The organism is Paraburkholderia eburnea (assembly GCF_002917095.1).
Taxonomy (GTDB): Bacteria; Pseudomonadota; Gammaproteobacteria; order Burkholderiales; family Burkholderiaceae; genus Paraburkholderia; species Paraburkholderia eburnea.
In genome coordinates this window covers 435,128-456,214 of record NZ_PQGA01000003.1, presented here as the reverse complement: position 1 = coordinate 456,214, position 21,087 = coordinate 435,128, and the positions used below count along the sequence as shown (strand labels likewise).

At 63.6% G+C, this 21,087-nt stretch carries 18 protein-coding genes; 13 read left to right on the top strand and 5 right to left on the bottom strand.

Features of this window, described 5'->3' with window-relative positions; genetic code table 11:
- Positions 1–53 precede the first annotated feature (53 nt).
- The 3 genes from folD to fixL all read right to left on the bottom strand — a co-directional run bounded on the left by folD (position 54) and on the right by fixL (position 4,381).
- Positions 54–908: a bifunctional methylenetetrahydrofolate dehydrogenase/methenyltetrahydrofolate cyclohydrolase FolD gene (folD, locus tag B0G62_RS10025; RefSeq protein WP_103704022.1), complete on the bottom strand. Its 855-nt coding sequence runs from the start codon at positions 906–908 to the stop codon at positions 54–56.
- A 303-nt stretch (positions 909–1,211) separates the two neighbouring features.
- Positions 1,212–1,868, bottom strand: a complete 657-nt coding sequence (gene fixJ / locus B0G62_RS10020) for an oxygen response regulator transcription factor FixJ (RefSeq protein ID WP_103704021.1) — start codon at positions 1,866–1,868, stop codon at positions 1,212–1,214.
- A complete protein-coding gene (gene fixL, locus B0G62_RS10015; protein ID WP_103704020.1) occupies positions 1,865–4,381 on the bottom strand; it encodes an oxygen sensor histidine kinase FixL in 2,517 nt (838 codons plus the stop codon). The genes fixJ and fixL overlap by 4 nt, the downstream gene beginning before the upstream one ends.
- On the opposite strand from fixL, the gene B0G62_RS31600 reads away from it, so the two are divergent.
- From B0G62_RS31600 to lpdA, 4 genes are all read left to right on the top strand, one after another.
- Positions 4,284–4,523, top strand: coding sequence for a hypothetical protein (locus tag B0G62_RS31600; protein WP_167401210.1), 240 nt, complete (start codon positions 4,284–4,286; stop codon positions 4,521–4,523). The genes fixL and B0G62_RS31600 overlap by 98 nt on opposite strands.
- Before the next feature lie 155 nt (positions 4,524–4,678).
- Positions 4,679–7,375 carry a pyruvate dehydrogenase (acetyl-transferring), homodimeric type gene (gene aceE / locus B0G62_RS10010; protein ID WP_103704019.1) on the top strand — a complete coding sequence of 899 codons (2,697 nt, stop codon included), beginning with the start codon at positions 4,679–4,681 and terminating at the stop codon, positions 7,373–7,375.
- Positions 7,376–7,452: 77 nt separating this feature from the next.
- Entirely contained in the window at positions 7,453–9,120 is a 1,668-nt protein-coding gene (aceF, locus tag B0G62_RS10005; RefSeq protein ID WP_103704018.1) for a dihydrolipoyllysine-residue acetyltransferase, read from the top strand.
- Between the two features lie 87 nt (positions 9,121–9,207).
- Positions 9,208–10,974, top strand: coding sequence for a dihydrolipoyl dehydrogenase (gene lpdA, locus B0G62_RS10000; RefSeq protein WP_103704017.1), 1,767 nt, complete (start codon positions 9,208–9,210; stop codon positions 10,972–10,974).
- A gap of 296 nt (positions 10,975–11,270) precedes the next feature.
- On the opposite strand, the gene B0G62_RS09995 is transcribed toward lpdA, so the two are convergent.
- Positions 11,271–11,843 carry a phasin family protein gene (locus tag B0G62_RS09995; RefSeq protein WP_103704016.1) on the bottom strand — a complete coding sequence of 191 codons (573 nt, stop codon included), beginning with the start codon at positions 11,841–11,843 and terminating at the stop codon, positions 11,271–11,273.
- Between the two features lie 741 nt (positions 11,844–12,584).
- Here B0G62_RS09995 and pbpG point away from each other — a divergent pair.
- The 3 genes from pbpG (at position 12,585) to B0G62_RS09980 (ending at position 14,805) form a co-directional block, all read left to right on the top strand.
- Complete coding sequence (pbpG, locus tag B0G62_RS09990) at positions 12,585–13,769, top strand: D-alanyl-D-alanine endopeptidase (protein WP_103704015.1); 1,185 nt, start codon at positions 12,585–12,587, stop codon at positions 13,767–13,769.
- A gap of 247 nt (positions 13,770–14,016) precedes the next feature.
- Positions 14,017–14,277: a hypothetical protein gene (locus tag B0G62_RS32105; RefSeq protein WP_103704014.1), complete on the top strand. Its 261-nt coding sequence runs from the start codon at positions 14,017–14,019 to the stop codon at positions 14,275–14,277.
- A gap of 3 nt (positions 14,278–14,280) precedes the next feature.
- Positions 14,281–14,805 carry a helix-turn-helix transcriptional regulator gene (locus B0G62_RS09980; RefSeq protein WP_103704013.1) on the top strand — a complete coding sequence of 175 codons (525 nt, stop codon included), beginning with the start codon at positions 14,281–14,283 and terminating at the stop codon, positions 14,803–14,805.
- Positions 14,806–14,839: 34 nt separating this feature from the next.
- Here the strand turns inward: B0G62_RS09980 and B0G62_RS09975 are convergent, their stop codons facing one another.
- Positions 14,840–15,640, bottom strand: a complete 801-nt coding sequence (locus B0G62_RS09975; RefSeq protein WP_103704012.1) for an IclR family transcriptional regulator — start codon at positions 15,638–15,640, stop codon at positions 14,840–14,842.
- Positions 15,641–15,842: 202 nt separating this feature from the next.
- Between B0G62_RS09975 and B0G62_RS09970 the strand changes: the two genes are divergently transcribed.
- The 6 genes from B0G62_RS09970 to B0G62_RS09945 all read left to right on the top strand — a co-directional run bounded on the left by B0G62_RS09970 (position 15,843) and on the right by B0G62_RS09945 (position 21,064).
- Positions 15,843–16,565, top strand: coding sequence for a (Fe-S)-binding protein (locus B0G62_RS09970; RefSeq protein ID WP_103704011.1), 723 nt, complete (start codon positions 15,843–15,845; stop codon positions 16,563–16,565).
- Positions 16,566–16,604: 39 nt separating this feature from the next.
- Positions 16,605–18,044, top strand: coding sequence for a lactate utilization protein B (locus B0G62_RS09965; protein WP_103704010.1), 1,440 nt, complete (start codon positions 16,605–16,607; stop codon positions 18,042–18,044).
- Between the two features lie 172 nt (positions 18,045–18,216).
- Positions 18,217–18,453: a hypothetical protein gene (locus B0G62_RS09960; RefSeq protein WP_103704009.1), complete on the top strand. Its 237-nt coding sequence runs from the start codon at positions 18,217–18,219 to the stop codon at positions 18,451–18,453.
- A 134-nt stretch (positions 18,454–18,587) separates the two neighbouring features.
- Positions 18,588–19,070: a low molecular weight protein-tyrosine-phosphatase gene (locus B0G62_RS09955; protein ID WP_103704008.1), complete on the top strand. Its 483-nt coding sequence runs from the start codon at positions 18,588–18,590 to the stop codon at positions 19,068–19,070.
- A gap of 168 nt (positions 19,071–19,238) precedes the next feature.
- A complete protein-coding gene (gene iscR / locus B0G62_RS09950; RefSeq protein WP_103704007.1) occupies positions 19,239–19,772 on the top strand; it encodes a Fe-S cluster assembly transcriptional regulator IscR in 534 nt (177 codons plus the stop codon).
- A gap of 68 nt (positions 19,773–19,840) precedes the next feature.
- Positions 19,841–21,064, top strand: a complete 1,224-nt coding sequence (locus B0G62_RS09945; protein WP_103704006.1) for an IscS subfamily cysteine desulfurase — start codon at positions 19,841–19,843, stop codon at positions 21,062–21,064.
- Positions 21,065–21,087 lie beyond the last annotated feature (23 nt).

Genomic DNA, 21,087 nt, shown 5'->3' with positions numbered 1-21,087 from the left:
AGCGGCCCGCACGGGGCCGCTTCGTTATTGCGTGGCGCGCTGCGAGGCTGCGCTTACGCGCCTGCCGCACGCTCCGCCGCTTCGATCGTGTTGACGAGCAGCATCGTGATCGTCATCGGGCCGACGCCGCCCGGCACCGGCGTGATAAAGCCGGCCTTGTCCTTCAGGCCCGCGAAATCGACGTCGCCGCACAGCTTGCCGTTGTCGTCGCGGTTCATGCCCACGTCGATCACCGTCGCGCCCGGCTTGATCATGTCGGCGGTCAGCACGTTGCGCTTGCCCACGGCGGCCACGACGATATCGGCCTCGCGCGTGTGCTTCGCGAGGTCGCGCGTCTTGCTGTGGCAGATCGTGACCGTTGCGCCCTTTTCGAGCAACAGCAGCGCCATCGGCTTGCCGACGATGTTCGAGCGGCCGATCACCACGGCGTTCGCGCCTTCGAGGGGGATGTTGTACTCCTCGAACATCTTCATCACGCCGTAGGGCGTGCAGGGACGGAACAGCGGCTGGCCCGTCATCAGCGCGCCGGCGTTGGCGACGTGAAAGCCGTCCACGTCCTTCTCGGGCGCGATCGCTTCGATCACCTTGTGGCTGTCGATGTGCTTCGGCAGCGGCAGTTGCACGAGGATGCCGTGGATCGCCGGATCGTTGTTCAGTTCGTCGATGCGCTTGAGCAGATCGGCTTCCGAAAGGGTTGCCGGATAGCGGTCGTACGACGAGTGCAGGCCGTTGTCCTCGCACGCCTTGATCTTGTTGCGCACATAGACTTCGCTGGCCGGGTTGTCGCCGACCAGCACGACCGCGAGGCCCGGCTGATGGCCGCGTGCGGTGAGGGCGGCGGCGCGCGTGGCGACATCGGCGCGCAGTTTCTTGGAGAGGGCAACGCCGTCGATGAGAGTGGCAGTCATGGTCGGTCGAGAATCGAGTGTGGCAAAGCGGGGGAGCGCGCCCGCCGGGACGAGGGCGGTTGTGCCGACGCTGCGGGCCGGCGTCACGCGCAGCGGGCGCTGCTGCGAAGGCCGACATTATACCCGGCAGACGGGCGTGACTTGTCGCGCCAGGACGGATCGGTGGCCGGACGGGACAGGAAATCAACCTGGGAACAGGCTGGCGCGGCGGCCTTGGGTCAAACGGGCGCGCCGCGATGCGGGGAGTGGGGATCGGAGGACTCGCATCGGCTCAACCCGCCGCGAGGCCTCGGGACGACGAACTTATTGTTGCGGCTGTTGCGCCTGCTGCGGTTTGTTGGAGAGCGCCAGACGGAGCAGGTCGGCGACCGTGTTCACGTTGAGCTTTTCCATGATGTTGGCGCGGTGCGCTTCCACGGTCTTGATGCTGATGCCGAGATCGTCGGCGATCTGCTTGTTCAGGCGGCCGGCGATGATGCGCTCCAGCACCTGATGCTCGCGCGCCGTGAGCTTGCCCAGACGTTCGGCCGCCGCACGCTGCTGCTGGACGTTGGTGCTTTCGCTGCGCGCCTTTTCCAGCATGCGCTCGACCAGCTTGCGCAGTTCGGCTTCGTCGAAGGGTTTTTCGATGAAGTCCATCGCGCCCTTCTTCATGGTGGACACGGCCATCGGCACGTCGCCGTGGCCGGTCACGAAGATGATCGGCAGCGAGGCGTTGTCGGCGATCAGGCGCTCCTGCAGCTCGAGCCCGCTCATACCCTGCATGCGCACGTCCAGAATCAGACAGGCGATCTGGCCGGCCTGCTGTGCGGGCTGATAGGCGTCGAGGAATTCTTCCGCGCTCGTGAAGCACTGAACGCGATAGCCATTCGCTTCAAGCAGCCAGCGCAGGGAGTCGCGTACGGCTTCATCGTCGTCCACAACAAAGACGGTTTCCTGGGTGGTGACTGGGCTGTTCATGGCTCTCCCGTAACGGTTTGTGGAGTCGGTTCATCGGTGCCGTCCCTCGAAGGCTGATCCGATTCGCCGATGGGCAGACTGCAATGGAACGTGGCGCCGCTGATGTGGCCATCAGCTTCAATATTGTTGACCACCCACAGGCGCCCGCGATGCGATTCGATGATCGAGCGGCAAATGTTCAGCCCCATGCCCATGCCGTCGGACTTGGTGCTGTAGAACGGTTCGAAGAGGCGCTCGGCCGTGGCTTCGTCCACGCCGGGGCCCTGGTCCACCACGCTGATGCAGACGTTGCCGCCTTCGCGCTTCACGATCACGCGAATGAGCGGATCGATGGCATTCGGGCGCGCGTCGGCCATTGCTTCGGCGGCGTTTTTCAGGAGGTTGACGAGCACCTGCTCGATGAGCACCGGATCGACGTAGATCACGGGCATGCGCGAGCGCATGTCGGTCACGATGCGGATGCGGCGCTTGCGCGCTTCGATTTCGGCCAGACCCACGGCGTCGGCGACGATGTCGGCGACACGCGCGGCCTGCCGCTTGGGTTCCGAGCGCTTCACGAACTCGCGGATGCGCTTGATGATCATGCCGGCGCGCACGGCCTGCTGCGCCGTTTTTTCGAGCGCGGGCAACAGGTTCTCGGGCGCGCCGCGTCCCGACTTCACCAGCGCGACGGTGCCCGAGGCGTAGTTGTTGATGGCGGCCAGCGGCTGGTTCAGCTCGTGGGCGAGCGACGAGGCCATTTCGCCCATCGTCATCAGGCGGCTCGTGAACTGCAGCTTTTCGTCCTGCTGGCGGGCCAGTTCCTGCGCCTGCTTGCGCGTGGTGATGTCGGTCGCGATCTGCATCTGCGCGAGATGGCCGTCCACCCACTGGATGTACTGGCGGCGCACCTCGAACCACTTCTGGATGCCCTCGACGTAGATTTCCTGCGCGTCGGCGGCGCTGTCGGTGAGCGCCGTGGCCGGCAGGCCCGCGTAGGCGTCCACCATGTCGATCGAATCCGACGAGGCGCTGGCCGAATCGAAGCCGCCGCCGCCCGCCAGTTCCAGGTGGCCGTCCGGGCGAATGCCGAACAGATGCCGGTAGTAGCGGTTCGCGAACAGGAGTTCGGCTTCGTCGGCGGCCAGCACCGACACGGCCGCATCGAGGCTTTCCAGCACCGTGGTGAAGCGTTCGTGCGCGGCGGCGAGTTCCTCGCGCGCGCGCTTGGGTTCGGTGATGTCGGTCATCGACGACATCCAGCCGGTCTGGCGGCCCGAACTGTCGATCAGCGGCGAAACGTACAGGCGCGCATGGAACTGCGAGCCGTCCTTGCGGCGCACACGCAGCTCGAAGCCCGAGGAGGGCGCCTTGCCGCGCAGCGTCATGTCGAGCTGGCGCTGCATTTCCGGATACGCGTCGCGCGGCCAGTACGGGAACGGCGCGTTCTTGCCGACCAGATCGCTCTCATCCCAGCCCGTCATGCGACAAAACGCCGGATTGACATGGGTGATCCGGCCATGCATGTCGAGCACGCGCATACCGATCAAAACCGAATTTTCCATCGCCCGGCGGAAGAATGCTTCCGCGTACAGCGCCTGCTGCGCCTCGAAGCGCTGGCGCGTGTGCTTCCACAGGCTCCAGAGGCTCCACAGCACGAAGCAGGAGAGCCCCGCGACCAGCCACACGAGCGTGTTGTTCGTGAAGTTGGTCATCTGCGGATACGAGTACACGCGCACCGACACCCCCTGGCCCGGCGGATCGAGCGGCAGGTCGTAGTAGACGTCGCGCGGCAGGCGCGGGCGCGTCGAGGTGGTGGCGAGTTCGCGGTTGTTCGCGTCGAGAATCGAAATCTTGTACTTGGCCGACAGCTCGGGCGGAATGTCGTGTTTCAGGATCCCTTCGACCGAGAACACGGCCGCGATCGTGCCAAGAAATTCCCGATCGCGGTATACCGGCGTCTGGAGCGTGATGTAGCCGTTGCCGAGGTCGTCGTAAATGAGCGGCGAATAGACCTGGCGGCGCGACGAACGGGCTTCGGCGAACGCCGCCTTCACGGCCTCGTCCATCTGCGAATCGTTGGGCTTGGCCAGGCGCTGGCCGAACACCGGCATGGCCGTATTGGGCCAGCGCGGCTCCTGCTGGCTCGTGTACCAGTTCAGGTAAAGGATTTCCGGATGACCCTGCATGATGTCCGTGGTGGACGTCTGGAAATACTGCGGGTCGGAGTGGCCGGTCGCGAGATCGCGCGAGAGCGCCTGCAATTGCTCCTGCGCGCCCGTCATGGAGAGGCGGATCTGCTGCTGGGCCCAGGCCACGTTGCGGTAGAGCGTGTCTTCCTGCTGCTGCTGCTCGCGGCGGTTGAGGCTCCACAAGATCAGGCTCATGACGATCAGGAACACCAGGATCGACAGGAGCGGCGTCAGCAAATAGGAATTGGACCACCACGGTCCGTGGTGCCAGCGGGACGGCGACGTGTCGCCGGGCGAACCGGGCGGCCGCGCCGAGCGTGCGAAAAGCCGTTCGGTCAACATGGCAAGGATTGTAGCTCAGCGTAAGACACGGAAATGCCGCGAAAAAAGCGATAAATCGCCGATAAACAGGTTCAAACTGGCCGATATCGACACAGGGGCGCGAACGATTCAGCGTGCGCTGCAACAATTTTTCGCATTATAAAATCCCATCCCGCAATTCGAAAATTTCCTTGCACGAACGCGGACGGCCTAATTACAATCGCCCGCAAAGCTGCTGCGGTCGGCGCGGTCACGTGTTCATGCATTGCCGCCCGCATGGTCCGATCAACAGCGTTCCCCTACATCCAGGAGACAAGCATGTCCGCTGTACCCGACGAAGTCCTGAAGTACGTTGCTGCTGACAAGGACGAAGATCCCCAGGAAACCGCCGAATGGCTGGAGGCGCTCGATGGCGTCATCTCGACCGTCGGCCCCGACCGCGCTCACTATCTGATCGAGAAGCAGATCGAATTCGCCCGCGTGCATGGCGAACATCTGCCGTTCTCGGCCAACACCCCGTACATCAACACGATTCCCGTGTCGGCCCAGGCGAAGAACCCGGGCGACCAGGACATCGAGCACCGCATCCGCTCGTACACGCGCTGGAACGCCATGGCCATGGTCCTGCGCGCGGGCAAGCACACCAACGTGGGCGGCCACATCGCCTCGTTCGCGTCGGCGGCCACGCTCTATGACGTCGGCTACAACCACTTCTGGCACGCACCGTCGCCGGAGCACGGTGGCGACCTGATCTTCGTGCAGGGCCACTCGTCGCCGGGCGTCTACTCGCGCGCGTTCCTGCTCGGCCGTCTGACCGAAAACCAGCTCGACAACTTCCGTCAGGAAGTGGGCGGCGAGGGCATCTCGTCGTACCCGCACCCGTGGCTGATGCCGGACTTCTGGCAGTTCCCGACCGTCTCGATGGGTCTCGGCCCGATCATGGCGATCTACCAGGCCCGCTTCATGAAGTACATGCAGGCGCGCGGCATCGTGAAGACCGAAGGCCGCAAGGTCTGGGCCTTCCTCGGCGACGGCGAAACGGACGAGCCGGAATCGCTCGGCGCGATCGGCATGGCCGGCCGCGAGCGTCTGGACAATCTCGTGTTCGTCATCAACTGCAACCTGCAGCGTCTGGACGGCCCGGTGCGCGGCAACGGCAAGATCATCCAGGAACTCGAAAGCGAGTTCCGCGGCGCCGGCTGGAATGTCGTCAAGGTGATCTGGGGCAGCCGCTGGGACGCGCTCTTCGCACGCGACAAATCGGGCGCGCTGATGCGCCGCATGATGGACGTCGTCGACGGCGAGTACCAGACCTACAAGTCGGAGTCGGGCGCGTACGTTCGCGAACACTTCTTCAACACGCCGGAACTCAAGGCGCTGGTCGCCGACTGGTCCGACGACGACATCTGGAACCTGAACCGCGGCGGCCACGACCCGCACAAGATCTACGCGGCGTTCCATGAAGCGTCGAACTCGAAGGGCCAGCCGACCGTCATCCTCGCGAAGACGATCAAGGGCTATGGCATGGGCGAAGCCGGCCAGGCCATGAACATCACCCACCAGCAGAAGAAGATGCAGGTGGATCAGCTCAAGAAGTTCCGCGACCAGTTCCGTCTGCCGATCACGGACGAGCAGATCGTCGACGTGCCGTACCTCAAGTTCGAGGAAGGCTCGAAGGAACTCGAATACATGCGCCAGAAGCGCATGGATCTCGGCGGTTACCTGCCGGCTCGCCGCCAGAAGGCCGAGTCGCTGCCGGTGCCGGCGCTCGACACATTCGAGCCGCTGCTCAAGGGCACGGGCGAAGGCCGCGAGATTTCGACGACGATGGCGTTCGTGCGTATCCTCAACATCCTGTTGAAGGACAAGGCGATCGGCAAGCGCGTCGTGCCGATCGTGCCGGACGAGTCGCGTACCTTCGGCATGGAAGGTCTGTTCCGCCAGATCGGCATCTGGAATCAGCAAGGCCAGAAGTACGTGCCGGAAGATTCCGACCAGCTGATGTTCTACAAGGAATCGGAAACCGGTCAGATCCTGCAGGAAGGCATCAACGAAGCCGGCGGCATGTCGGACTGGATCGCGGCCGCGACGTCGTACTCGACGCACGGCGAGACGATGATCCCGTTCTACATCTTCTATTCGATGTTCGGCATGCAGCGTATCGGCGACCTGGTGTGGGCCGCCGGCGACATGCGCTCGCGCGGCTTCCTGCTGGGCGGCACGGCCGGTCGCACGACGCTGAACGGCGAAGGCCTGCAGCACGAAGACGGCCACTCGCTCCTGTGGGCCGCTTCGGTGCCGAACTGCGTGAGCTATGACCCGACGTTCGGTTACGAACTCGCGGTCATCATGCAGGACGGTCTGCGCCGCATGGTGCAGGACCAGGAAGACGTGTTCTATTACATCACCGTGATGAACGAAAACTACGAGCACCCGGCGATTCCGCAGGGTGAGGCCGTAGCCGCCGACATCATCAAGGGCATGTACGCGTTCCGCAAGGGCGACGCCAAGGCCAAGGGCCCGCGCGTTCAACTGCTGGGCGCAGGCACGATCTTCAACGAAGTGATCGCCGCCGCCGACCTGCTCAAGAACGACTGGGGCGTCGAAGCCGACCTCTGGAGCGTGCCGAGCTTCACGGAACTGGCCCGCGAAGGCCACGAAGTCGAGCGTTACAACCTGCTGCACCCGAGCGAGCCGCGCCGCGAATCGCACGTCGAGAAGCTGCTCAAGGGCACGGAAGGCCCGATCATCGCTTCGACCGATTACGTGCGCGCGCTGGTCGACCAGATCCGCGGTCTGGTGCCGCGCAAGTTCGTGGTGCTCGGCACCGACGGCTTCGGCCGCTCGGACACGCGTGAGAAGCTGCGTCACTTCTTCGAAGTCGATCGCTACTGGACGACGGTTGCGGCGCTTAACGCGCTCGCGGACGAAGGCAAGATCGATCGCAAGGTTGTCGGCGAAGCCCTCGCCAAGTACAACCTCGATCCGTCCAAACCCAACCCGATGACCGTCTAACGCATCACCCCTGTGCATCGCAAGCGCGCCTCCCCGAAGCGGGGAGGCGTTCTTATGCGGCCCCGGAGACACTAACAATGAGTCAAGCGATCGAAGTCAAGGTGCCGGACATCGGCGATTACAAGGACATCCCTGTGATCGAGGTGCTGGTGAAGGCGGGTGATTCCGTCGAGAAAGAGCAATCGCTCATCACGCTGGAATCCGACAAGGCGACGATGGATGTGCCGAGCCCCGCGTCGGGCACGGTCAAGGAAGTGAAGGTCAAGGTCGGCGACAACGTGTCGGAAGGCGTGTTGGTCCTCGTGCTGGAAGCCGCCGGCGCAGCCGCGCCTGCCGCTGCCGCACCGGCTGCGAAGGAAGAGAAGGCCGCTCCTGCCGCTGCGCCCGCGCAAGCCGCGGCGCCCGCGCCGGCTGCTGCCGCGCCTGCCGCGAGCGGCGGCGTGCAAAGCGTCAAGGTTCCCGATATCGGCGACTACAAGGGCGTGCCGGTCATCGAGATCGGCGTGAAGGTGGGCGACCGTGTCGAGAAGGAGCAGTCGCTCGTCACGCTGGAATCGGACAAGGCCACGATGGATGTGCCGAGCCCGGTGGCTGGCATCGTGAAGGAAATCAAGGTCAAGGTCGGCGACGAAGTGTCGGAAGGCACGGAAATCATCGTCGTCGAAGCGGAAGGCGCCGCTGCAGCCGCACCGGCCGCCAAGGCACCGGTCGAGCAGCCCTCGGACGCACCGCAGGCGGCTCCCGCCAAGGCCGCGCCCGCTGCACCGTCGGCACTCGCGCAAGCGCCGATCATTCCGGCAGGCGAAGGCGGTTCGCGCCGCCCGAGCCACGCTTCGCCGTCCGTGCGCAAGTTCGCGCGCGATCTGGGCGTCGACGTGGGCCGCGTCACGGGCACGGGGCCGAAGGGCCGTATCACCCAGGACGACATCACCGCGTTCGTGAAGGGCGTGATGACGGGCGCGCTGGCCGCTCCGGCTGCCGCTGCCGCACCGGCCGCTGCTGGCGGCGCAGGTCTGAACCTGCTGCCGTGGCCGAAGGTCGACTTCACGAAGTTCGGCCCGATCGACACGCAACCGCTGTCGCGCATCAAGAAGATCTCGGGCGCGAACCTGCATCGCAACTGGGTCATGATCCCGCACGTCACGAACAACGACGAAGCGGACATCACCGACCTCGAAGCGCTGCGCGTGCAGCTGAACAAGGAAAACGAGAAGGCAGGTGTCAAGTTCACGATGCTCGCGTTCGTCATCAAGGCCTGCGTCGCCGCGCTCAAGAAGTTCCCGGCGTTCAACGCGAGCCTGGACGGCGACAACCTCGTCTTCAAGCAGTACTACCACATCGGTTTTGCCGCCGACACGCCGAACGGCCTGGTCGTGCCGGTGATCCGCGACGCCGACAAGAAGGGTCTCGTCGATATCGCGAAGGAAATGGCGGACCTGTCGAAGCTCGCGCGCGACGGCAAGCTCAAGCCGGACCAGATGCAAGGCGGCTGCTTCTCGATCTCGTCGCTCGGCGGCATCGGCGGCACGCACTTCACGCCGATCATCAACGCGCCGGAAGTGGCGATTCTCGGCCTGTCGAAGAGCGCGATGAAGCCGGTGTGGGACGGCAAGCAGTTCGTGCCGCGCCTCACGCTGCCGCTTTCGCTCTCGTACGACCACCGCGTGATCGACGGCGCCGCTGCCGCGCGCTTTAACGCGTACCTCGGCCAGATCCTCGGCGATTTCCGCCGCGTGATCCTGTAAAACCGCTTCGACCGGCCAGCGCCTTCGCGCCGCACCTCGGGGTGCGCGTCGCGGCGGGCGCGGCCGGTCGTTCCTGAAGGGGACACCATGAGTCTCGTCGAAGTGAAAGTGCCGGATATCGGCGACTTCAAGGACATCGACGTCATCGAAGTCAACATCAAGCCGGGCGACTTGATCGAGAAGGAGCAGACGCTGCTCTCGCTCGAGTCGGACAAGGCCACGATGGAAGTGCCCAGCGATGTCGCGGGCACGGTCAAGGAAGTGAAGATCAAGGCCGGCGACAAGGCGTCGCAAGGCACCGTGGTCGCGCTCGTCGAAGTGTCGGCCGATGCGGCTGCGCCCGCGCCGAAAGCCGAGGCACCGAAGGCCGAAGCGCCCAAGGCTGCCGAAGCACCGAAGGCCGCGACGCCCGCACCGCAAGCCGGCAGCTTCAGCGGCAGCGCCGATGTCGAATGCGACATGCTCGTGCTCGGCGCTGGCCCCGGCGGCTACTCGGCGGCGTTCCGCTCCGCCGACCTCGGCATGAAGACCGTGCTGGTCGAGCGTTATTCGACGCTTGGCGGCGTGTGTCTGAATGTCGGCTGCATTCCGTCGAAGGCGCTGCTGCACACGGCGCTCGTGATCGACGAAGCCGCCGCGCTCGAATCGCACGGCATCTCGTTCGGCAAGCCGCAGATCGATCTGGACCGCCTGCGCGACTTCAAGTCGGGCGTCGTCAAGAAGCTCACCGGCGGTCTCGCCGGCATGGCGAAGGCGCGCAAGGTCGAAGTCGTGACGGGCCTCGGCACGTTCCTCGATCCGTACCACATGGAAGTGGCGGGTGAGGGCGGCAAGAAGATCGTCAAGTTCAAGCAGGCGATCATCGCGGCCGGTTCGCAGGCCGTGAAGCTGCCGTTCATGCCGGAAGATCCGCGCGTGGTCGATTCGACCGGCGCGCTCGAACTGCGCCAGATCCCGCAGAAGATGCTGGTGATCGGCGGCGGCATCATCGGTCTGGAAATGGCGACCGTCTACTCGACGCTCGGCGCGCAGATCGACGTCGTGGAAATGCTCGACGGTCTGATGGCGGGCGCGGACCGCGATCTCGTGAAGGTCTGGGAGAAGTACAACGCGAAGCGCTTCGCGAACGTCATGCTCAAGACGAAGACCACGAAGGCCGAGGCGAAGGACGACGGCATCTACGTCACGTTCGAAGGCGAAAAGGCCCCGGCCGAAGCGCAGCGCTACGACCTTGTGCTGGTTGCCGTGGGCCGCTCGCCCAACGGCAAGAAGATCGGCGCGGACAAGGCAGGCGTGGCGGTGACGGATCGCGGCTTTATCGAAGTCGACAAGCAGCAGCGCACCAACGTGCCGCACATCTTCGCGATCGGCGACGTGGTCGGCCAGCCGATGCTCGCGCACAAGGCCGTGCATGAAGGCCACGTGGCGGCGGAAGCGGCGCACGGCGAGAAGGCGTACTTCGACGCGCTGCAGATTCCGTCGGTGGCTTACACCGATCCGGAAGTGGCGTGGGCCGGCAAGACCGAAGAGCAGTGCAAGGCCGAAGGCATCAAGTACGGCAAGGCGGTGTTCCCGTGGGCCGCTTCGGGCCGCGCGATCGCCAATGGCCGCGACGAGGGCTTCACCAAGCTGATCTTCGACGAAGAGACGCATCGCGTGATCGGCGGCGGTATCGTCGGCCTGAACGCGGGCGACCTCATCAGCGAAGTCTGCCTCGCCGTGGAAATGGGCGCGGATGCGACCGACATCGGCAAGACGATTCACCCGCACCCGACGCTGGGCGAATCGGTCGGCATGGCTGCGGAACTGTACGAAGGCGTCTGTACCGATCTGCCGCCGCAAAAGAAGAAGTAAATTCGCGCCGCGCCGCTCCAGCGGCGCGCGTGAGCGCAGCAACAACGTAAAAAAACGGCGCACTCCGCGAGGAGCGCGCCGTTTTCTTTTGGTCAGCGCGACAATGCCGCGCGAGCCGGGGGAGTGCGAGAGGCGCCGGAGCGTGAAAAAAATTCCCGGCCGCCGGGGACCGGGCAAGCGACATGCCGGGCGGCATGTCGGAGCGTCAGATCCAGCGCCAGGCGCGTGCGAGGTTCAGGTGGGAAACCGCTGGCCGCTCGCGGCGCACCCGGTCAATGCACGGTGAGCTTAAGCGCTCAGGCCGGCTTCTTGGCAGCGGCGGCAGCCGAGCGCGAAGCTTGCGCAGCAGCCTTGCTGGCGGCCGCGGTGGCGGCGTTGAAGTTGCTTTCAGCGATTTCGACGGCTTGCTTCGTGGCCTTGTGAACCGTTTCGTACGTCGTGTTGGCGGCGTTGATTGCCGACTTGATCACGGCGACAGCGGTTTCCGAACCGGCCGGTGCGTTCTTCGCGACGTTGTCGACGAGCGACTGGACCTTGCGGTTCTGTTCTTCGTAGTGGGCTTCGGCGACCTTCGCGAACTCAGCTTGCGTAGCCGAGGCGATTTCATAGACGTGGCGGCCGTACGAGAGGACCTTTTCGGCGAGCGGCTGGGCATAGCTCGACTGCAGCGCGAAGAATTCCTGTGCATCCTTCGCCGACAGCGCGCGCTGCGCCTGTTCCTGCGATTCCGCCAGATTCGAGCGAACGGCCTGAAGGTTCAATTCGACGAGCTTTTCCACGCCTTCGAATGCCTTGCCGGTCAGACCGAACAGGGTTTCGAGGTTGGCCTTGTGTGCGGCGACGAATTGCTCAGGGGTCAGCAGACTCATGGTTACGCTCCTGGATGGTTGGCGGCCTCGTAGGGTGGGTCGCCTGGAGTAGATGGCAAGACGGTGGTGATCTGCCCGACGCTTTGTGCGTCGCAGCATTGAACCTGATTCTAGGTCAGCCCAGTCGAATGTCAAGAACTTTTGATGCGCCGCACAAACTCGTTAAAGTATTATTAAACAGATACTTATGCCGGTGGCATGAGGGTGCGAACGGTATTTCCGCTGAGCTGCGGCATGGTGTCTCCGGGCGAATTTGCTCGATGCCGTGCCTGACAAGGATGCGCATATGCGCGCTGGTTCTGGCAAGATTGAGTCTGACGGCGTGATGTGGTGTTTTTTGACGTCTGCCGTCAGGCTCCGTCAGGTCTGTCAGGGAATGCACCAAGGCGCGTCCACCGGATTCCTGTATGGAACGTTAAAGCTTTATTGCAGTCGAACTGCGCGTCGCGTGGTTCAGCGGCACGGATGTCAGAGCAACGTCCTCGGTATTTATCCCACATCAAGTTTTTCAGGATGCGCGCCGTTAATGCGTGGGCGACAGCAAACGTTGTCGCCACGAGGTGCGGCAGGGTGGGCCGTCTGGTCGATTGTCTGACTCCATCGAATGCGTGAAGTACATTGATCTGCTCAATCAAGAACCAGACTTCGGTTTAACGAGTAGCCATAAGTGCTTCAATTTGCGAATTTTTCGTGGTTTTACTACACTTGGCGAACGATCCCGCCGCTTCATCCAGAACACCAATGAAATCCGACAAGCTCCTGTCGTTCAAGCTGGTGCCCTCATCGGTTGTCAGCACCGCGCTGTCGGTGGCTGTGTCCGTGGCCATCAGCGCGACGCTGCTAGCGCCCGAGGGCGCTTTTGCTGCGTCGCAGAACACTGCCGCCGCCAAAACGGCGAAGGCCAAGAAGGCCACCAAGAAGGTTGTGAAGGCCGACGCCGCACCCGCGAAGGTCGCGAAGAAGGCGGGCGCAACCCGTACCGTCGCCGCGAAAGACGACGATGCGCGTCCGGTGGCGAAAAAGCGCCGCGTCAGCTACACGATGAATGGCCGGCACCATACGGCAGTGCGCCGCGTGGCGTTCGAGCCGCGTCAGCCGACCGTCGGTCAGGCGTTCGGCCTGCACGAGACGCCCGACTCGCTGATGCTGCGCTCGGGTGTGGCCTATGTGGTCGACCAGAACTCGCTCGAACCGCTCTTCGACAAGAATTCGCACGCCGTGGTGCCGATCGCCTCGATCTCGAAGCTCATGACCGCGATGGTCGTGCTCGACTCGAAAGCGCCGCTCACCGAGCAGATCGAAGTCACCGACGAAGACCGCGACTACGAGAAGAACACCGGCTCGCGCCTGTCGGTCGGCTCGGTGCTCTCGCGCGAAGACATGCTGCACATCGCGCTGATGGCGTCGGAAAACCGTGCTGCCGCGGCGCTCTCGCGCTACTACCCGGGCGGCCGTCCGGCCTTCATCGCCGCGATGAACGCGAAGGCGAAGCAACTGGGCATGACCGATACGCACTTCGAGAATTCGACGGGTCTGACGAGCCACAACGTGTCGACCGCGCGTGATCTCGTGAAGATGGTGAACGCGGCCTACCAGTACCCGATGATCCGCCAGTTCTCGACCGATCACAGCTACGACGTGTACACGGGCAAGCGCACGCTGGCCTACAACAGCACGAACGCGCTGGTGCGCAATTCGTCGTGGGACATCGGCCTGCAGAAGACCGGCTTCATCAACGAAGCAGGCGAATGCCTCGTCATGCAGTCGACGATCCATGGCCGTCCGGTCATCATGGTTCTGCTCGATTCGAGCGGCAAATACTCGCGTTTCGCCGACGCGACCCGCGTGCGCACATGGCTCGACAACGGCGGCGCGGACCAGCAGCCGCGCATCACGAGCGCGGACGCGGGCGGCCCGGGTACCTGAACCGCCTGCCACGCCAGCCGTCCTCATCTGGTTTTCGAACGCCCCGCACTTGCGGGGCGTTTGTTTTTCCACGGCCACGATCGGGGATGCCTACGCCATCCGGCCAGCTGTTTGAAGCACGATCCCATCGGCAGAATCGTCAGTGTTTCGCCATGCGATGCCTGTTCGGGCAGCGCGAATCTTCCGCTTACCGTTTGATGGTTGTCAATTGACAACCAAAGTGGCGGAGCATACACTGGGTTTGCCAATGAGACGATCGCATCCGAAGAAAGAGATCGAGGCTGCGCTGACTTACGCCGAGGCAAAAGGTTGGTTAGTACGACCAGGCAAGGGTAACGGTCATGCGTGGGGAAGAATGTATTGTCCCGCCAAACAGGCAGATTGCCGGTGCGGGGAATTCGGCATCACGAGCATCTGGAGCACGCCGCGCAACGCAGGCAATCACGCACATCTGTTAAAGCGCGTGGTCGATAACTGCATAGTGCAGGGCGCCACACAGCAGGAGTGACACATGAACTACGTATTCACGCTCAAGTACCAACTGGCGCCCGACGACTGCGACCAGGAACAACTGGTCGAGCGGCTTGCGCAAGGAGGTTGCGATGACGCGACCATCGGCGTGGGGCTGCCGGGGCGCATTGCACTGGCATTCGCGCGTGAGAGCGAGAGCGCCTGGGCCGCCATCTACACGGCGCTGCAGAACGTGAAGGAGGCGGTGCCGTCGGCGCGCCTGGTCGAAGCCGCGCCGGATTTCGTTGGCTTGACGGACGTTGCCGATCTGACCGGCATGTCGCGGCAGAACATGCGAAAGCTGATGCTCGCGCATTTCGCGGATTTCCCGCAGCCGGTACACGAGGGCAGCCCGTCGCTCTGGCATCTGGGCGACATCCTGAGCTGGCTTAGTGCGCGCGAAGGCTACAGTATCGACGCCGCTTTGCTCGATACGGCGTGTACGGCAAAGCAGGTCAATCTGGCGAAAGACGCGCGCGAGGTGGATGCGCGCGTCAAGCGTCAGCTGGCGGAGCTTGTGAGTTGAAGGGAAACGGCCGCGTGGGCTGAGGCGAAACGTCTCAGGCCGGTTGCACGTGGCCTTCGGCCGGTTCGGCGTGATAGCCGAGCGATTCCGAAATCGTGAGCGCCGTCTTGCTCAGTTGTCCCAGCCACGAATCCTGCAAGCGGTCGGCGGGGGCGGAAAGCGACAGGCCCGCGACCAGCTTGCCCGTATCGTCGTAAATGCCTGCAGCGATGCAGCGCACGCCCAGTTCCAGTTCCTCGTTGTCGCGCGCGCAGGACTCCTGGCGCACGTGCGCGAGTTCGCGCTCGAGGCGGCTCAGATCGGTAATGCTGTTGCGCGTATGGCCCGAAAGACCGGTGCGCGTGGCGTAGGCGCGCACGCGCGTCGCTTCGTCGGCGGCCAGAAAGAGTTTGCCGACCGAGGTCAGATGCAGCGGAGCACGGCCACCAATCGCACGCACCACCTGCATGCCCGAGCGCTCCGAGTACGCGCGCTCGATATAAACGATCTCGTCGCCCTGGCGCACGGAGAGATTCACCGTCTGGCCAGTCAGGCGATGGAGTTCGCGCATGGGCGAAAGCGCCGCGTCACGCACCGAAAGTCGCGCCTTCACGAGGTTGCCCAGCTCCAGCAGACGCATGCCCAGGCGGTAGGTGCCCGGGTCCGAGCGATCGACCAGGCGGCAGCTCACCATGTCGTTGAGGATGCGGTGCGCGGTGGACGGATGCAGTTCCGTGCGCAGCGCGAGCTCCTTCAGGCTGACCGGGTCGGTATGTGCGGCGAGCGCATCGAGGAGGCGCATCATGCGCTCGATCACCTGAATCGAGGTCTTCGGATCTGGACTGGTGTCGGTCATGGGGGCGTATTCCGGATACAGATTCGTGTGATGCGGGGTGGGTGCGGCAAGCAGAAATTCATTGTATCTCGTATTGTGAAAAAAGTAAGCGTCTAGCGGAAAGCGGCTGCTGCATTGCGGCAGGACTCGTCACGCAGCGTTCAGCGTTGGTGGCGAAGGCGAAACATCGGATAATCGGGGACGGTTTTCAGGAGGATTTCCCATGCGAGTCGGTCTGTTCGTCACCTGTCTCATCGACATGATGCGTCCCGAAATCGGTTTTTCCACGCTCAAGCTGCTCGAAGAGGCCGGTTACGACGTGATCGTGCCGCCCGCGCAAACCTGCTGTGGGCAGCCGGCTTACAACTCCGGCGAACGTGCGCTGGCACGGGATCTCGCGGAAAAAGCGCTACGGGAATTCGAACAGTTCGACTACGTCGTCGTGCCTTCTGGGTCGTGCGGCGGCATGATTCGCGTGCATTTCGGCGACCTGTTCCGTGACGATCCGGAGCTGATGACGCGGTACGGCAAGCTGCGCGAACGCGTCTACGAGCTAACTGATTTCCTCGTGAATATTGCGCGCGTGACCCTCGCGGAAGGCGAGTTTCGTGGGCCGGTGACCTATCACGATTCGTGCTCGGGCTTGCGCGAACTGGGCGTGAAGGCGCAGCCGCGCGAACTTTTGGCGCAACGCGGTGTGCAGGTGCAGGAAATGAAAGATTGCGAACATTGCTGCGGCTTTGGCGGTACGTTCGCGGTGAAATACGGGGCGATTTCGACCGCGATTGCGGACGAAAAGTGCATGAATGTGCAGGCGAGCGGAGCGAGCACGGTGGTGCTCGGCGATCTGGGCTGCGTGTTGAACATCGAAGGGCGCCTGCGCCGCACCGGCGACCACAGCACGCGCGTGCTGCACATCGCCCAGGTGCTGGCCGGCGACATCTAACGCCTTCGGCCTTTACGAAAACTCACGTCCTCACACGCCATGCAAGTTACCTCGATGCAATTCAAGGCGCGTGCCGGTCAGAAGCTGGCCGATCAACGCCTGCAGCACAACCTCAAGAAGCTCTCGACCAAGTTCGTGAGCGCGCGTGCAGAGGCGATCACGGCGATCGATTTCGAGGCCACGCGCGCCGCGCTCAAGGAACGCCGCAATCGGGCGCTTGAGAATCTCGACGTCTGGATCGAGCAGTTCGAGGCCGAGGCGACCCGGCGTGGCGTCACGGTCCTGTTTGCCGAAACGGCACGCGAGGCGGCGCAACTGGTCGCCGACATCGCGCGTCGCCACGAGGTCCGCAAGGTCATCAAGACCAAGTCGATGGTGTCGGAGGAGATGCAGCTCAACACCGTGCTCGCTCAGATGGGCGTGCAGTCCATCGAAACCGATCTGGGCGAGTACATCCTCCAGATCAACAACAACGAGCCGCCGAGCCACATCATTGCGCCCGTCGTCCACAAGGATAAGGACGAGATCGCCGATCTCTTCGCGCGCACGCACGAGAAGCCGCGTCTGACCGACATTCCCGACATGACGCGCGAGGCGCGCGAAGTCCTGCGGCCCCATTTTCTTTCGGCGGATATGGGGGTGACGGGTGGGAATTTCCTCGTCGCTGAAACCGGCTCGGTCGTGCTGGTCACGAACGAGGGCAACGAGGGTATGTGCACCGTGATGCCCCGCGTACACGTGGCCGTCACCGGCATCGAAAAGATCCTGCCGACGCTGGAGGACCTGGCGACGGCTATGCGCTTGCTGCCGCGCTCGGCCACGGGGCAGGCTACGTCGAACTATTTCTCGATGCTCACGGGTCCGCGCGGGGCGGAAGACCAGGACGGCCCCGAGCATATGTACGTCGTGCTCGTCGATGGCGGGCGCACCGGTCTGATCGGCGGAGAATTCCAGGAAATGCTGCGCTGTATTCGCTGCGGAGCCTGCATGAACCATTGCCCCGTCTACCAGAAGGTGGGCGGTCACGCGTACGGCTGGGTCTACCCGGGGCCGATGGGTTCCGTGCTCACGCCAAGCTACGTTGGCATCGACAAGGCGCTCGATCTGCCGCAGGCGGTCACGCTCTGCGGCGAGTGCAACAGTGTTTGCCCGGTGGGAATTCCGTTGTCGGACCTGCTGCGCAAGCTGCGCGAAAAGCAGGCGGAGCGCCGGTTGCGCCCCTGGCGCGAGCGCGCGGCGCTGCTCGCCTGGGGTTGGCTGGTGCTGCATCCGACCGCATACGCGTTACTCACCAAACTCGGCGTGCGGGTGCTGGAGCGGCTGGGCGGCTCGGGGCGCATGATCCGCAAGCTGCCGTTCGCGCGCGGCTGGACCGATGGCCGCGATATGCCCGCGCCCGTGGGGCGGACTTTCCGCGAACTCTACGCTGCGCGTCACACCCACCTGGACGCCAACGTCCCGACGCGCAAGCCGACGTGAATCCGCGCCTCTGTGTCGGCGTCGTCAACCCTAATAGAGCCACTGTTTAATCTGCGACAACAGTGTGTTCGACTTTGCCGGGTTTTTCCTGATTGCGATCGTCTATATCATTTCGACTGGCGATAGTGCGTACCGAGCCCTCATCGCCCCACAGTCGATAGAGAGTCGCATCATGAAAAAGAAAATAATGGTGTATTGGCCGCTGGCGCTCATCGTGCCGCTCGCCGCAATCGCATGGCTGCATGCGTGGAATACCGCCGAGCAGCAGTTTCCGCTCGCCGCCGATCAGGTCAGCGCCGAACTGGCGCGCGCCGTGTCATATGGTCTGGTTGACGATGGCGTCGATATGAAAGCGCCGGTGAAGGCGTTGCGCAGCGCCACGCCGCTGCCGCAGACGAGCGCAATTTAGGCGACGCGAGGGGCGTCGAGTCACGCCAAGCGCATAAATCGTGCACTTTGTATAATTGCGAATTCGCCGTTCGATGGCCTGAGTGGCCGGTCGTACGGTCGCCCCAATCCCTGGTTTTTCGTCAAGAAAGAAGGATGAAAAAGGTTTCCATCTGCTTCGTGTGTCTTGGCAACATCTGCCGCTCGCCCACGGCCGAGGCCGTGATGCGGCAGCTTGTCGACGAGGCAGGTCTGGGGGAGCGCGTGGTGGTCGATTCGGCGGGCACGGGCAACTGGCACGTCGGCGAGGCACCTGACGAGCGTGCCCAGCGCGCGGGCGGCAAGCGTGGCTACGATCTTGCGGTGCTGCGCGCCCGCCAGATCGCCGCGAGGGATTTCGACGCCTTCGATCTGATCGTCGCTATGGACGACGCCAACGTGACGGCGCTGCAGCAGGTCGCGCCGGCGTCCGGGCGCGACAAGATCCGCCTGCTGATGGAATTTGCGCCGAACGCCGCTGATCGCGTGGTAGCCGACCCTTATTTCGGTGGCGAAGCCGGTTTCGAGGCCGTGCTCGATCAGTGCGAGGCCGCCTGCAACGGGTTGCTGGCGGCTTTGCGCCCGCAGCTCGCGGATTGAGGCGGGTGGTTTGAAGTGAACGTGACGGCGCACCCTGATGTCCGTTTTGCGTCGTTTTCCCTTTTCGTCAGGCGCGTAATAACCCGCATCGCGGCGCGGATACTTGACTAAACTAGTCATGTATTTATACTTGACGAAAATTGTCGAGAATTGCGGTTCCCCTACATCATGAGACTCACCACTAAAGGCCGTTTCGCCGTCACGGCGATGATCGACCTGGCCCTGCGCCAGGAGCAGGGCCCGGTGACGCTTGCGGGTATCAGTCAGCGCCAGCACATTTCGCTGTCGTACCTCGAACAGTTGTTCGGCAAGCTGCGCCGTCATGAAATCGTCGAATCGGTCCGTGGACCGGGCGGCGGCTACAACCTCGCGCGCCGCGCGGAGGACGTCACGGTCGCGGACATCATCATCGCCGTGGACGAGCCGCTTGATGCCACGCAGTGCGGCGGCAAGGGCGCCTGCGAAGGCACCAAGCAGCACGACGGCCACTGCATGACGCACGAACTCTGGTCCACGCTGAACCAGAAGATGGTCGAGTACCTCGATTCGGTGTCGCTCAAGGATCTGGTGGACAAGCAGCGCGCCCGCGAAGGCGCAGCGCCCGCCGTCCTGCGCGACCGCCGCACCGAGGCGCCCGCGGTCGAGCCGGTGAGGACCGTGCCGCTCGGGCCAAACTCGATCTTCAATATGGCGAGTTCATGAGCGCAGCCAGCGCCGCAAGACAGCAATACACAGTACACGCGCAGCACCCAGATTCCCCGGAGCGATAGATGAATAACGATATTCCCCACCTGCCCATCTACATGGACTACAGCGCGACGACGCCGGTCGATCCGCGTGTGGTGGACAAGATGATTCCGTACCTGCGCGAGCAGTTCGGCAATCCGGCGTCGCGTAGCCACGCCTACGGCTGGGACGCGGAACGCGCCGTCGAGGAAGCGCGCGAGCAGGTCGCGGCGCTCGTCAACGCCGATCCGCGCGAAATCATCTGGACCTCCGGCGCAACCGAATCGGACAACCTCGCGATCAAGGGTGCCGCGCACTTCTACAAGAGCAAGGGCAAGCACATCATCACGGTGAAGACCGAGCACAAGGCCGTGCTCGACACCTGCCGCGAGCTTGAGCGCGAAGGCTACGAAGTCACGTATCTGAGCGTCAAGGACGATGGTCTGATCGATCTGGACGCCTTCAAGGCCGCGATTCGCCCCGACACGATCCTCGTTTCCGTGATGCACGTGAACAACGAGATCGGCGTGATCCAGGACATCGAAACGATCGGTGAGATCTGCCGCGAGAAGGGCATCATTTTCCACGTCGACGCTGCGCAATCGACGGGCAAGGCGCCCATCGACCTGCAAAAGCTCAAGGTCGATCTGATGTCGTTCTCGGCGCACAAGACGTATGGCCCGAAGGGCATCGGCGCGCTGTACGTGCGTCGCAAGCCGCGCGTGCGTATCGAAGCGCAGATGCACGGCGGCGGTCACGAGCGCGGCATGCGTTCGGGGACGCTGGCGACGCACCAGATCGTCGGTATGGGCGAAGCGTTCCGTATCGCGCGTGAAGAAATGGCGACGGAAAACGAGCGCGTGCGCATGTTGCGCGACCGTCTGCTCAAGGGCCTCTCGGAAATCGAAGAGACCTACGTGAACGGCGACATGGAAAAGCGCGTTCCGCACAACCTGAACATCAGCTTCAACTTCGTCGAAGGCGAATCGCTGATCATGGCGGTCAAGGACGTGGCGGTGTCGTCGGGTTCGGCTTGTACGTCGGCGTCGCTGGAGCCGTCGTACGTGCTGCGCGCGCTCGGGCGCAACGACGAACTGGCGCACAGTTCGATCCGCTTCACGGTGGGCCGTTTCACGACCGAGCAGGACGTGGACTATGTCATCAACCTGCTGAAGACGAAGATTGCCAAGCTGCGCGAACTGTCGCCGCTGTGGGAAATGCACCAGGACGGCATCGATCTGTCGACCATCCAGTGGGCCGCGCACTAAGCAGCACGCGCAGCAAAGCGAAT